The sequence below is a fragment of the Streptomyces sp. NPDC054796 genome (genome assembly GCF_053611545.1).
This window is the reverse complement of the sequence record NZ_JBSHAO010000029.1, coordinates 65,391-78,952: the sequence shown is the minus strand read 5'-3', so window position 1 is coordinate 78,952 and position 13,562 is coordinate 65,391. Positions and strand designations below refer to the sequence as shown.

Below are 13,562 nucleotides of genomic sequence, written 5' to 3'. Positions count from 1 at the left end.
CGCGCTCCTGGGGCTCCCGCTGGGGCGGCTGCCCGACGAGGGCGGCCTCGCGCGCGGCGCGGGGCGCGCCGCGGCCGGCACCCGCTGAAGCGTCCGCGGGCCCCTCAGCCGGGGCCCGCGGACCGCACGTCGGAGGACCGCGCGTCGGACAGCGCATCGATCCGTGCGCCGGACCGGAGAGCACGTCGGACCGCTCGCCGGACCGCACGTCGCACGGCGCGCCGATTCCGCGCTCCACCGGTCTGGACCAGTGAAGCGCCGCAGGCCCCGGCGCCCCCGTGCGGAAAGCGCGCGGAGAGCCCGCGCACCGCGCCTGACGTGCGGCTTCCCGGGCGGTGCGGGGTGATTGACGTATCGTCGGGCAACCGATACCTCTGAGGACTGTTCGTGCCCCGCACGACACCGCGCACAGTCCGAGGAGGCTGCCTTGCCTGGTTCCGTCACCGTCCCCAACAGACGCTCCGTCAGACTCCGCCCGGCAGGACCGCGTGGGCACCGCGCGCGGGCCGCCGGGGTCGTCGGCGCCGCCGCCGCGCTCCTGCTGCCGCTGGCCCTGGCCGGTCCGTCCGCCACCGCCGAGCAGCGCGGGGACGACGCGCTCCAGCAGCAGTTCGCCGAGGCGGCAGAGCGGTACCGGGTGCCGCAGAGCGTGCTGCTCGGCGTCTCCTACCTCCAGTCCCGGTGGGACTCCCACGACGGCGCGCCCAGCGTCTCCGGCGGCTACGGCCCGATGCACCTCACGGACGCGCGCACGGCGCTCGCCGACTCCTCGCAGCCCAAGCACGCCGACGACGAGGACGCGCGCGGCGACACGGCACGCCCCCTCCGTACGGAGGACGCCGAGACGGACCGTGCCATGAGCAAGGGCGAGGTGCCCGCACGACTGCGCACCCTCGGGCAGGCAGCGCGGCTGACCGGGCTCGCGCCCGAGGCGCTGCGCGAGTCGACGGAGGCGAACGTACGCGGCGGCGCCGCACTGCTCGCCTCGGTGCAGAAGAGGCTCGGGCGCCCCCTCAGCCCCGATCCCGCCGACTGGTACGACGCGGTCGCCGCCTATCCGGGCGGCAGCGGCGAGGCGGGCACGGCGGACGCGACGAACGCGGCGAACGCGACCGCCTTCGCCGACGACGTCTACGACGTGATCCGCGAGGGCGAGCGGCGCACCACGGACTCCGGGCAGCGGGTCACGCTGGAGCCGAGCCCGTCGGTGCGGGCCCCCGGGCGCGCGCAGAGCGCGACAGCCCAGGACACAGGGCCCGTGGAGTGCCCGCGGAGCGTGTCCTGCGAGTGGATCCCGGCCCCCTACGAGGAGTACGAGAACGACCAGGGCCAACTGGACTACGGCAACCACGACAAGGCGCGCAGGCCCGCCTCGCAGAAGATCGACTACATCGTCGTGCACGACGTGGAGGGCTACTACGAGGGCGCCCTCAAGCTCGTCCAGGATCCGGAGTACGTCTCCTGGCAGTACACGCTGCGCGCCTCGGACGGCCATATCGCGCAGCACGTCCCGCTCAAGGACGTCGCCTGGCACGCGGGCAACTGGTACGTCAACTCCAAGTCGGTCGGCCTGGAGCACGAGGGCTTCCTGACCGATCCGGACGCCTGGTACACGGAGGCGATGTACCGCAGCTCGGCGCGGCTGGTGCGGTATCTGGCCGCGAAGTACGACATCCCGCTGGACCGTCAGCACATCCTCGGGCACGACAACGTGCCGGGCGTGACGGCCGCGAGCATTCCCGGGATGCACACCGACCCAGGACCCTACTGGGACTGGCAGCACTACTTCACGCTGCTCGGCGCGCCCTTCGGCAAGGAGGCCGGCAAGGACAGCCGTATGGTGACCATCCGCCCGGACTACGACGGCAACCGGCCCGTCTACACCGGCTGCGACAGCGCGGGCGAGCCCTGCCCGTCGCACGGCTCGGGCGCCGTGCGGCTGCACACCGCGCCGGACGCGGACGCGCCGCTGGTCAAGGACATCGGCCTGCGCCCCGGAGGGGGCGAGTCCACGACCGGCGTCAACGACACGGGGGCCCGCGCCTCCACGGGGCAGCGGTACGCGGTCGCGGACCGCGCGGGCGAGTGGACGGCCATCTGGTACCTCGGCGAGAAGGCGTGGTTCCACAACCCGCGCAAGGCGCCCACGGCCGTGCCGGCCAAGGGCCGTCTGGTGACGCCGAAGGAGGGCAGGACCGAGATCCCGGTCTACGGGCGCGCCTACCCGGAGGCGGAGGCGTATCCGCAGGGCGTGCCGGTGCAGAAGCTGTCGCCGCTGCCGTACACGGTGAAGGAGGGCCAGTTGTACGCGGCGGGGCCGAAGGCGAGGGGCGAGTACCTCTACGCCACCACTTTCGACCCCGAGGGCGAGAACTTCACCGTCGTACGGGGCGGTCTGACGTACTACCAGATCCAGCTCGGGCACCGGGTGGCCTTCGTGAAGGCCGACGACGTGCGGGTGGTCAGCTCCTCCTCGTAGCGCGAGGGGTGACGGTGTAGGTGTGCCCTGCGAGGGCGGCGAGCACGACGGTGCCGCCGCCCTCGTCGCGCACCTCCACCACCCTTCCGCCTGGACCCGAGCCCGTCCCCGACTCCCGCACCGTGCAGGGCCGCTCGAAGAGCGCACAGCGCAGCCGCACCCGGCCGTCGCGGCCCGCGCGCAGGACGGCCCGCTCGGGCGCGCCGCCGCTCCAGTCGATGTCGACGGTCAGATCGCCGCTGGCGCGCAGGCCCCGCACCGAGCCGTCGGGCCAGCCGCTGGGCAGCGCGGGCAGCAGGTCGACCACATCGCGGTGGCTCTGGAGCAGCATCTCGACGACTCCGGAGGTGCCGCCGAAGTTGCCGTCGATCTGGAAGGGCGGATGGGTGTCCCACAGGTTGGGCAGGGTGGAGTGCTTCAGTTGCTGCGCGAGCATGGTGCGCGCGTGGTCGCCGTCCCGCAGCCGCGCCCAGAAATTGATCTTCCATGCCTTGCTCCAGCCCGTTCCGCCGTCGCCGCGCGCGGTGAGCGAGACCTCAGCCGCCGCGGCCTCCGGGCTGCCCGGCGCGATCTGCCGCCCGGGGTGCAGCGCGTAGAGGTGCGAGACGTGCCGGTGGTCGTCGGCCGGGTCGTCGAGGTCGGCCTTCCACTCCTGGAGCTGTCCCCAGGAGCCGACGCGCAGGCCGGGGTCGAGGCGCTCCAGCGCTGCGGACAGGCGCGCCCTGAACTCCCGGTCGGCGCCGAGGGTCTCAGCGGCCTCCAGGGTGGAGGTGAACAGGTCGTGCACGATCTGCTGCGACATGGCGGCGCCCGCCGTGAAGTCGCCGTGCTCGGGCGAGAAACTGGGCGTGACGACGAGGGTGCCGTCGCGCGGGTCGGTGCGCAGGTTGCCGAGCCAGAACTCGGCGGCCTCCTTCATCGCGGGGTAGGCGGTGCGGCGCAGGAAGCCGGTGTCGCGGCCGAAGCGGTAGTGGTCGTACAGGTGCCGGGTGAGCCAGGCGGCGGCCTCGGGGAACCAGAACGCGGTGGGCCAGTCGTGGACGCCGGTGAAGCCGTAGGGGTTGGTCTCGTTGTGCACGACCCAGCCGTCCGAGCCGAACATCTCGCGCGCCGAGACCCGGCCTGGCGCGCGCAGGGCCGTCACGAAGCGGTGCAGCGGCTCAGCCGTCTCGGCGAGGTTGGCGGCCTGCGCGGGCCAGTAGTTCATCTGGAGATTGATGTTGCCGTGGTAGTCGGCGCTCCACGGGGGCTCGGTGCTGTGGTTCCAGACGCCCTGGAGGTTGGCGGGCAGCGCCACGGGCTCGCCGGGATGTGCGGGGCGCGAGGAGGCGATGAGCAGATAGCGCCCGTAGGCGAAGTAGAGGGCTTCCAGGGCGCGCTCCGCGGGGGTGGAGCCGTCGCCGTAGCCGGAGAGTAGGCGGTCGGTGGGCACGTCGGCGGGCATGCGCTGGCCGATGTCCAGGCGGACCCGGTCGAACAGCGCTCGGTGGTCGGCGACGTGCTCGCGGCGCAGGGCGCGGTGGCCGCGTGCGAGCGCTGCGTCGAGCGTGGCCGTGACGCGCCGGTGCGGGTCGGCGCCACGGTAGCCGGGATAGGTGTCGGCGTAGTCGGTCCCGGCGGCGAGGGCGAACCAGGCGCTGTCGGCGCCGGTGACCGTGACGCTGCCGTCGTCGCCGTCGCTGCGGCTGCCGCCCTCGGTGCGCACCGCCAGCTGGGCTTCAAAGAGGAGCCCGTTGTCCTGGAGCGCGCCGCGTAAGGTGACGCGCCCGGAACGGGCACTCACCGTGCGGTCCTCGTGGGGTGACGTGATGCGCAGGGTGAAGCCGACCTGGCCCGGCGCGTCGGCGGTGAGGCGGCCGACGAGGACGCCCGCCGGGTGGGAGGCGAAGAATTCGCGGCGGTGGGTGACGCCGTCCGCCGTGTAGGTGACGCGGGCCACGGCCTCGCCCAGGTCCAGTTCTCTGCGGTAGGCGGTGGCATCCTCCGGTGCGGCGGGCGCTGAGGGGAAGTCGAGCAGGAGGTCGCCGAAGGTCTGGTAGGCGCCGTAGCCGGTCTTGAGCTGGCCCAGTTCCTCCGCCACCCGCTCGGGCTCTGCGCTGCCCTCGGCGTCGAGGAGGTCGCGCATCCGGTCGAGGGCGCCGGGGCGTGGTGCGCGCCAGTTGCCGTGGTCGTAGCCGGGGGAGCCTGGGCCGCCCGTCCACAGGGTCTTCTCGTTGAACTGGACGCGTTCGGAGGCGAGCCGCCCGAAGACGGCGGCGCCGAGGGAGCCGTTGCCGACGGGCAGGGCCTCGCCCTCCCACTGGGTGGCGGGCTGCTCGTACCAGAGCGTCAATTCATCGGAGGGCTGGGACGTTCCGTCCGGGGGCGGTGCGGCGGAGGCGTGAGGAGCGGTTCCCACGGTAAGCGCCGCTGTGCCTCCCACCACCGTCTTGACGGCGGTTCTTCGGGTGATGCCACTGTTGCCTTGCCTCATGGATGGCCTCCTGGGGCCAGCTCGGACGACGGCCTGACGGGCAGCCGTCAGGCTAGAGATCCGATGAAAGCTCGGCAAGAGGCTCGACGCGGACGCACGCAGAGGGCGCCGGAGGCGCGGCGGAACGGGCGGGACAGGAGGGCGTTACTGCTGGAACATCTCGGCGGGCAGCGGCTTCAGCAGCGCGTAGAGATCGCTCGTGATGGGCCGGTCCCAGCTCGCGATGGTGACCAGGACACCGTCGCTCCGGTCGAACTGCACGCACGAGATGCGGTCCTCGGAACACTTCACGCGCCGCACGATGAGGAGGTTGTCCTCGTGCATCACCGGATCGTCCTCGACGCCGGTGACCTCGACCGGCTCGTCGTTCTCCAGCGCCACCAGAAGCTGGGCCACCTCGAAGGGCACCTGCCCGTCGGCGACCTCGCGCGCCGGGGAGCCCTCCGGCAGGTTGCCGATGATCATCGCCGGGCCACGGCCGCCGAACAGGTCGTAGCGCAGGAAGACGCCCTGGCAGGTGCCGTCGGGTGCGGGCAGCAGGCCCGCGCCGAGATTGCCCGGCCAGTCACTGGGGTCCATGGCCAGGACATCGAAGTCCGGCCCTGCGGGGACGGCAGCGCTGCGGCGGCGGAGGAACGACATGTCGCCATGGTACGTGTCCCCTTCCCGCTCAGTGTCCCGGGACCACCGGCTCGCTCACCGCCCTCAGCCGCCGGTCCAGCAGCCGGGGCAGCCCGGCGGGGTCCGTGCCCAGCTTGCGGTACACCCCGGACAGCAGCCGGGTGACCGCCTCCTCCCCCGTGCCGAGGCCGGCGGCGATCCGCGCGGTGCTCTGCCCGGCCACCGACCGCTCCGCCACCGTGCGCTCGGCCGTGGTGAGCGTGTCCGTGTCGTCGTCGCGCAGTTGGAGCGGGGGCAGCCCGGCCGCCGCCAGCTCGTCCCGCGCCGTCGCGGCGAGCGCGAGCGCCCCGCAGTTCACGGCGCCCTCCAGGCCGCGGTAGAGCTGGTCGGCCGCCTCCTCGGCCAGCCCGGTCCTGCGCAGCTCCGTGCCGAGGCACACGAGGGCCGCCGCCAGTTCGTACGCGGCGGGCGAGCGCTCCAGCCAGCGCACCGCCTCCCGCAGCCGCTCCAGCCTGGCCGCGCCCGTCGCGACCAGCGCGCGGGTGCGCAGCGCCTGCCCGACGGCCGAGGGCGCGCCGAACCTGCGGGCGCGCTTCAGCGCCTCGTCCGCGTATCCGGCGGCGCGCTCGGGCGCGTCGGGGCAGACGGCCTCGGCGAGCCGCAACTGCCAGGGACACCAGGCGGGGTTGCGCATGCCGCGCGGGTCGAGGCGGCGCCCTGCGGCCGTCAGCTCCTCCTCCGCCTCTGCGCGCAGCCCGCGGGCGAGCAGGAGCTCCGCGTAGACGGTCCGGGAGTCGGGGTAGACGACGGCGTTGGGCGTGACCTGCCCGTAGGAGTACGTCTGGGCCAGCTCCCACGCCTGCTCGTGGTGGCCGCGCGCCAGCAGGATCTCGATGAGGATGCCGATGGCGAACCATTGCGCGGGGATCCTGCTGCCCACCCGGTCCGCGATCCGCAGCCCGCCGCGCACCAGGTCCTCGGCCTCGGCGAGACGGCCGCGGCGGTAGCGGATGTAGCCGAGGAGCGTGAAGCCGAAGGAGAGGTGGGCCCCGCGCCAGCCCTTGCGCTCGCACTCCGCGATGCCCCGGGTGAACAGCTCCTCGGCGCGTCCCGGCTGGTCCGCGTACATGAAGGTGAGGGCGACGAGCACGGGCACCTCGAAGCCCCAGTGCTCGTCGGTCCAGCTCATCCCGTCCCCGAGTGCCTCCTCCGCGTAGCGCAGCGCGACGGCCGCGCTCTCGCCGCGCACCATGGCGTCCCAGCCGCGCAGCCCGAGGATGTAGCGCTCGGCGGTGCCGCGCCCCGTCAGGTGGGAGGCGAGACGGGCGAGCTTGCGGGAGCGTGCCGGTGAGTCCTCCTCGTCGGCCCGGAAGGCGTTCCACATGAACTGCTCGGCCTGCATGCGCAGCCGGGTGCGCGGATCGCCCGCGCGCCGGGCCTCGGCCTCGACGGTGCGCGCCGCCTCGTCCAGCCGGTCGGTGTGGCCGAGTGCCTGGGCGAGGCGGTAGACGACCATCTCGCGCAGCGCCGGGTCGAGCACGGGCTCCTCCAGCGCGGCCCGCAGGTGGTTGACGGTGGCGGCGGGCGAGGTCAGCAGCGCCGAGCAGCCGAGTTCGAAGAGGACGACGGGCCGCTCGTCCGCCTGGGGCGGTTCGCGCAGTGCGCGGGCGAGGCAGCGGTGCGCCGCCTCGGGTGCTCCGGCCCGCATGTAGGCGCGCGCCGCTTCGCGCAGTCCCTCGACCACCTCGGGGTCGCCGTCGGGGTGCACCTCCAGCAGGTGCCGCGCCGCTGCGGTGGGCCCCATGCCGGCGGCGACGACGGCGGAGGCGGCCTGCCCGTGCAGCGCGGTGCGCAGCGCGACGGGGATGGCGCGGTAGACGGCGGTGGCGACGAGGGGGTGGGTGAAGTCGATCCTGTCCTCTTCGAGGTAGGCGGGGCGCAGGATGCGGGCCTCCCTGAGCTTCGCCACGGCCTCGGTGGTCTCCCGCTCGCCGAGCCCTGCCACGTGTGCGGCGAGCCTTCCGGTGGCCTCGGCGCCGAGGACGGCGACGGCCCAGCACAGCCGCACGGCGCTGAGCCCGAGCCGCTCCAGACGCTCAAGGTGGCCGCTGCCCTTGACGGCGGAGGCCAGCTCGCGCAACTGCGGGACGTTGTCGAGGCGGGGCTTGACGCCGTTGTCGTAGGACCTGGCCACGACCTCGGCGACCTCGAAGGGGTTGCCGCCCGTGACCGCCCAGCACTCGCGGCAGAACGGGTCCTCGGCCTCCTGGCCGAGCCGGTACCGCACGACGCGCGCTACGGCGTGCGCGGTGAGCGGGGCCAGCTCGTACGGGCGCGAGCCGTCCCGCTCGACGAGGCGGCGGAAGGCGACGGCCCCGGAGGGCAGGTCCTCGGGCCGGTAGCCGAACACGATCAGCATGGGCAGTTCGGCCGCGCGGGGTGCGAAGCCGGTGAGCCAGGCGAGCGACTCGGCGTCGGCCCAGTGCGCGTCGTCGAGGATCATCACGACGGGCCCGTGGCGCACGGCGAAGCGGGTCACCAGCCAGTCCAGTCCGTCGCGTACCCCCTGCGGGTCGGGCATGCCGCCGTCGGGCGCGACGAGGCCGACGGCGGGGGCGACGATGTCGTACCAGCTCCCGAGTATCCGGCGGTGCTCGTCCTCTCCCTCGGCGGCGAGCACGGGCTGTACGAGCTGGCGCACGACGTGGAAGGCGGACTCCTGCTCCTGCTCGCCGCCACGTGCGCGCAGCACCGTGCAGCCCTGGGCCGCGGCCCTGCTGCGGACCTCGCCGAGAAGCGTGGTCTTGCCCGCTCCCGCGACGCCCGCGAAGGCGAGCACACCTCCCGCTGGCGGCTCGGCCGACGCGCCGCTCCCACCGCTCAGCCGGGCCAGCCGCTCGTTCACGGCGGCCAGTTCCGATTCCCGCTCCAGCAACATGCGGCTCACCCCTCTCAGGTGGCCTGTGGTCTGCGGCATTTCGGCGCTCCTTACGCGGGCAGACGTCGCCGACGGTACGCGCGTGCGGGGTCCGGATCGGCCGGTACGCCCATATCCGCGCGACTTTCCCGCGCGGTACGGGCTCCAGGAGCGTGCGGCCCCTCCCGTACGCCAGCGGCGCACCTCCGTGCATCGGAGAGCGACGTTCCGGCCATGGCCGCGCCGGTGGCCTTCCGCTTCACTGCCGGGCATGAACGGCTCCGCCGCGGTACGGCGTACCGCGCTCCTCGACATCCCCTTCTCCGCCGCCGTCAACGGCTCGGTGGAGACCGCACGGCGTCACACCCTCCGCTGGCTGCGGACGTTCGGGCTGCTCCCCGGCGAAGAGGCCGCAAGAGAGTACGACGCGCTGCGTCTGGAGCGGCTGATGGCCGCCTTCTATCCCGGCGCGAGCAGCGCCGATCTCTGTCTGGCCTGCGACTTCAACGGCTGGTTCTTCGTCTTCGACGACCAGTTCGACGGTCGGCTCGGCCACCGGCCGCGCGACGTGGGCCCGCTCGTGGACCGCCTCGTCGGCTGCCTCGGTCCGGCGGCCGACTCCGGGAGCGGCTTCCCGGCCGGCTCCGCTGCCGGCCCCGCTACCGGCCTCGGGGCCGATCCGCCGCTCGTCGCCGCGTTCCGCGACGTGTGGCTGCGCGCGAGCGCGGGCATGCCGCCGTTCTGGCGGCGCCGCTTCGCAGCGCACTGGCGCGGCTATCTGGAGTCGCACCGTTGGGAGGCCATGGACAGGGTCACGGACGAGGCGCCCTCGCTGGAGCGCTTCCTGCGGGTCAGACGCCACTCGATCGGGGTACGTCCCTGTCTCGACTACGGGGAGCGCGCGGGCGGCTGCGTCCTCCCGGAGATGCTCTACAGCGCCCCGCCGCTCACGACGCTGCGGGAACTCACCGTGGACGTCGTCATCTTCGTCAACGATCTGGTGTCGCTGGACAAGGAGCTGGCCGTCGGGGACATGCACCACAACAGCGTCCTCGTCCTGCGCTCGCGCACCGGCTGCTCGCTGGAGGAGGCCACGGCGCGGGTCAGCCGCCTCGTCAACACCCGTGTGGCGCGCTTCCGGCAGCTCGCCGACGATCTGCCGCGCGCCCTGGAGGAGCGCGCGGCGCCCGTCCGTACCCGCGCGGACGTGGCCCGCTGTCTCGACACCATGCGCGATGTGATGAGCGGCAACCTCGCCTGGTCGCTGGAGACCGCGCGCTACGACGCCTCGGGCGTCGCCGCGGTCAGCGACGGGCGCGAGCGCCCCTGGGCGGGGCTCGTCGGGCCCGGGGCGGCCGTCGGGGAGGACGGTCACGGCGAGGACGGGCGGCCTCTGACGGGCGGGCCGCGGCCGGTTCCCGGCTGAGGCGACGGAGCGGCGGGGCCTGGCCGCGCCGGGCCCGGAGCACGTCAGGTCACGTCAGGTCAGGTCGAAGCGGCCGTCGCGCGCACCGTGCACGAAGGCGTTCCACTCCCCGGGGGTGAAGATGACGGCGGGGATGTCCGGGGTGCCGCCGTTGCGCATGGCGATGTAGCCCTCGACGAAGGCGATCTGGACATCGCCCCTCCCCTGACTTCCCGACTGCCACTGCGCGTTGGCGAGATCGATCTCCGGCTTCGTCGCCATCGCGCTGATGGTGCTTTCGGCCACGTCCGTGCTCCTCCCGGTTCGTCGTCCGGCGGTCAGCCTAACCACGTGGAGCGGCCCCCGGACAGGCCGCGGAACGGTGCGATCCAAGAACGCCCCGGCGCAGCGCCGCCGCTCCCTCACGCCCCCGGCGGCTCGTCCCCCACCACCCACATGGAGAAGAACTGCGAGCCTCCCCCGTAGGCATGGCCGAGTGCCTTGTGGGCACCGTCTATCTGATGCGCCCCAGCGCGGCCCCGCACCTGGAGGGCCGCCTCGGCGAAGCGGAGCATGCCGGAGGCGCCGATGGGGTTGGTGGAGAGCACGCCGCCGGAGGGGTTGACGGGGAGATCGCCGTCGAGTTCGGTGACGCCGGACTCGGTCAGCTTCCAGCCCTCGCCCTCCTCGGCGAAGCCCAGGTTCTCCAGCCACATGGGCTCGTACCAGGAGAAGGGCACATACATCTCCACCGCGTCGATCTCCCGGCGCGGGTCTGTGATCCCCGCCTGCCGGTAGACGTCGGCCGCGCAGTCGCGGCCCGCCCTGGGGCTCACCGCGTCCTTGCCCGCGAACAGCGTGGGCTCGCTGCGCATCGCGCCGCCGTGCACCCACGCGGGCGGCGCGGGCGAGCGCCTGGCGCCCTCGCGGCCGGTGAGGACCATGGCGCAGGCGCCGTCGGATGAGGGGCAGGTCTCCGAGTAGCGGATGGGGTCCCACAGCATGGGCGAGGACTGGACCTTCTCCAGGGTGATGTCGTGCTCGTGGAGGTGCGCGTAGGGGTTCTTGAGCGCGTTGCGGCGGTCCTTGTACGCGACGAGGGAGCCGATGCCGTCCGGGGCCCCGGTGCGCCGCATGTAGGCGCGCACGTGGGGCGCGAAGAAGCCCCCGGCGCCCGCGAGCAGGGGCTGCTGGAAGGGGACGGGCAGCGAGAGGCCCCACATCGCGTTGGACTCGGACTGCTTCTCGAAGGCGAGGGTGAGGACGGTGCCGTGGACACCGGCCGAGACGAGGTTGGCGGCCACGAGTGCCGTCGAGCCGCCCACCGAACCGGCCGTGTGCACGCGCAGCATGGGCTTGCCGACGGCGCCGAGCGCGTCGGCGAGGTACAGCTCGGGCATCATGACGCCCTCGAAGAAGTCGGGCGCCTTCCCGATCACGACGGCGTCGATGTCGGCCCAGTCGAGCTGCGCGTCCGCCAGCGCCGCGAGCGCGGCCTCCCGTACGAGCCCGGCAAGGGACACGTCGCGGCGCGCGGCGACGTGCTTGGTCTGGCCGATGCCCGTGACCGCGACGGGTTCCGCCGCCCTCCGCGTGCGCTGCGTGGTCATTCCGCGTCTCCTTCCAGGACGGCGACCAGGTTCTGCTGGAGGCAGGGCCCGGAGGTCGCGTGCGCGAGGGCGCGCCGGGACTCGCCCCGGCCGATGCGGGCCGCCGCCTCGCCGAGCCGGATGAGCCCGGCGGCCATCATGGGGTTGGCGGCGAGCGCGCCGCCCGAGGGGTTGACGGTGACGTCGTCGCCGAGTTCGAGTGCCGCGCGGAGCACGACCTCCTGGGAGGTGAAGGGCGCGTGCAGCTCGGCGGTGTCGCAGGGCGCTGCCGACGGGTCGAAGTGGCCCGCGTGCTCGGCCGCGAGCCGGGTCGAGGGCGACTCGGCGAGGTCCCTTACGCCCGGGCTGTGGGCCTCGATGCGGTGGTCGATGCCGCGTATCCAGGCGGGGCGGCCGGTGAGGCGGCGCGCCGTGTCGCCGACGGCGAGGACGACGGCCGCCGCGCCGTCGCTGAGCGGCGGGGTGTCGTGGGCGCGCAGGGGCTGGACGAGGTAGTCGGCGTCGAGGAGTTCGCCGGGCGGCGGGGAGCCGCGGAGCTGCGCGTGCGGGTTGTCGCGGGCCGCCTCGCGGCTGCGTACCGCGATGGTGGCGAGTTCGCGCTCGTCGGTCCTGCCGCTGTCCAGGAGGGTGCGCGCCTGAAGCGCCGCGAGCGCGACGGAGTCGGGCCACAGGGGGGCGAGGTAGTACGGGTCGAGCTGGCGGGTGAGGACGTCGCGCAGCTCGCCGGGCGAGGACTTCCCGTAGGAGTAGACGAGCGCGGTCTCGGCCTGCCCGGTGAGGAGCTTGACCCACGCCTCGTACAGCGCCCAGGCGCCGTCCATCTCGACGTGGGACTCGGAGATGGGCGGCCAGGCGCCCACCCCGTCCAGTGCCATGGTGAAGGAGAAGGGGCGCCCTGCCAGGTAATCGCTGGAGCCCGAGCAGGTGAAGTCGATCTCTCCCGCGCGCAGACCGGTGCTGCCCAGTACCTCCTGGAGCACCGGCATCAGCATCTCGACCTCGGACAGGTCCTCGGCGCGGCGTACGTGCCCTGTCTGCGCGAAGGCGACGATGGCTACGTCTCGCGGGGGAAGCATCACAGCAGCTCCTTGTAGCTGTCGTAGTCGGCGTCGGGCTCCCCTGTGGGGCGGTAGTGGTCGGGGTACCGGCCGTCCTCGGTCCAGACGGGCTCGACGCGCAGCCCCATGCGCACCTGGTCGTACGGGATGCCCGCGATGCGCCCGTGCAGGGCCAGGCCCGCTCCGTCGAGGGCGATGTGGCCGTAGACGTAGGGGACTTCGATGTCGAGGTTCTTCGCCTTGATGTTGACGATGCAGAAGGTGGTGACGGTGCCCCCTGGCCCGACCTCCACCTGGTCCGTGGTCGGAACGCCGCAGGTGGGGCAGGCGCCGCGCGGGGGGACGTAGACCTTGCGGCACTCGGGGCAGCGCTCACCGAGGGTGCGGTGCTCGGCGAGCGCGCGCAGGTAGCGGGACTGGGCACGCCCTGGGGTGTGGGTGTAGTCGAGGCGGGCGTGCGCGGTGATGCCGGTGACGGGCTCCGCGAACTCGCCGCTGTGCGGGGCGGCTTCGGCCGGGGGCCCGTCTCCGGTGTCCGCGCCGTCGTACGGCTCGAAGCAGGCGATGTCCGTGATGGCACCCGTGCGCTCGGCGGCCCAGCGCACCCGTACGCGCATGCCGGTGCGCACCGCGTCGGGTCCGGGGGCCGCGAGGGCGTGCAGGAGCGCGCTGTCGGCGCCGTCGAGCCGCACCAGCACCCAGGCGAACGGCTCGGCCAGCGGCTGCCCGCGCCGGGGCTGCGGGTTCCAGGCCCAGGTGGTGACGGTTCCGGTGGGGGCCACCTCGACGAGGTCGCGGATCTCCTCTGCGGTGACGGGGTCGTACTCGACGGGCGGCACCAGCACCCTGCCGTCGCTCGCCTTCACCCCGAGGACGGTGCGCTCGCGCAGCCCGGTCAGGAAGGCGCTCTGGACGGGGCCGAGGGAGCGGGTGAAGGGGAACTCGACGACGAGGGGCGCGCGCAGCACGTCCGGTGAGGGGGCGGCCGAGGTCATGGCG

9 protein-coding genes are annotated in these 13,562 nt (G+C 73.7%); 2 read left to right on the top strand and 7 right to left on the bottom strand.

The genetic code is table 11. The annotated features are described in order from the left end of the window. Nucleotides 1-427 precede the first annotated feature (427 nt). Nucleotides 428-2,479: an N-acetylmuramoyl-L-alanine amidase gene (locus tag ACWGJ2_RS23630; RefSeq protein WP_453348173.1), complete on the top strand. Its 2,052-nt coding sequence runs from the start codon at nt 428-430 to the stop codon at nt 2,477-2,479. On the opposite strand, the gene ACWGJ2_RS23625 is transcribed toward ACWGJ2_RS23630, so the two are convergent. The 3 genes from ACWGJ2_RS23625 to ACWGJ2_RS23615 all read right to left on the bottom strand — a co-directional run bounded on the left by ACWGJ2_RS23625 (nt 2,463) and on the right by ACWGJ2_RS23615 (nt 8,550). Further along, nucleotides 2,463-4,952 (bottom strand): glycoside hydrolase family 95 protein, encoded by a 2,490-nt coding sequence (locus ACWGJ2_RS23625; RefSeq protein ID WP_453348172.1) that lies wholly within the window; start codon nt 4,950-4,952, stop codon nt 2,463-2,465. The two genes, ACWGJ2_RS23630 and ACWGJ2_RS23625, sit on opposite strands and share 17 nt — an antisense overlap. 144 nt (nt 4,953-5,096) lie before the next feature. Then, nucleotides 5,097-5,594, bottom strand: coding sequence for a hypothetical protein (locus tag ACWGJ2_RS23620; RefSeq protein WP_453348171.1), 498 nt, complete (start codon nt 5,592-5,594; stop codon nt 5,097-5,099). A 28-nt stretch (nt 5,595-5,622) separates the two neighbouring features. Continuing rightward, nucleotides 5,623-8,550, bottom strand: coding sequence for an ATP-binding protein (locus ACWGJ2_RS23615; protein ID WP_453348170.1), 2,928 nt, complete (start codon nt 8,548-8,550; stop codon nt 5,623-5,625). A 211-nt stretch (nt 8,551-8,761) separates the two neighbouring features. On the opposite strand from ACWGJ2_RS23615, the gene ACWGJ2_RS23610 reads away from it, so the two are divergent. After that, complete coding sequence (locus tag ACWGJ2_RS23610; protein ID WP_453348169.1) at nt 8,762-9,916, top strand: terpene synthase family protein; 1,155 nt, start codon at nt 8,762-8,764, stop codon at nt 9,914-9,916. A gap of 54 nt (nt 9,917-9,970) precedes the next feature. On the opposite strand, the gene ACWGJ2_RS23605 is transcribed toward ACWGJ2_RS23610, so the two are convergent. The 4 genes from ACWGJ2_RS23605 to ACWGJ2_RS23590 form a co-directional block, all read right to left on the bottom strand. Beyond that, complete coding sequence (locus ACWGJ2_RS23605; RefSeq protein WP_453348168.1) at nt 9,971-10,201, bottom strand: DUF397 domain-containing protein; 231 nt, start codon at nt 10,199-10,201, stop codon at nt 9,971-9,973. Between the two features lie 116 nt (nt 10,202-10,317). Continuing rightward, a complete protein-coding gene (locus tag ACWGJ2_RS23600) occupies nt 10,318-11,505 on the bottom strand; it encodes a thiolase domain-containing protein (protein ID WP_453348167.1) in 1,188 nt (395 codons plus the stop codon). Then, entirely contained in the window at nt 11,502-12,581 is a 1,080-nt protein-coding gene (locus tag ACWGJ2_RS23595; protein WP_453348166.1) for a thiolase domain-containing protein, read from the bottom strand. Before ACWGJ2_RS23595 ends, ACWGJ2_RS23600 begins: the two co-directional genes overlap by 4 nt. Further along, nucleotides 12,581-13,558, bottom strand: a complete 978-nt coding sequence (locus tag ACWGJ2_RS23590) for a Zn-ribbon domain-containing OB-fold protein (RefSeq protein WP_453348165.1) — start codon at nt 13,556-13,558, stop codon at nt 12,581-12,583. The genes ACWGJ2_RS23595 and ACWGJ2_RS23590 overlap by 1 nt, the downstream gene beginning before the upstream one ends. Between the last annotated feature and the right edge of the window lie 4 nt (nt 13,559-13,562).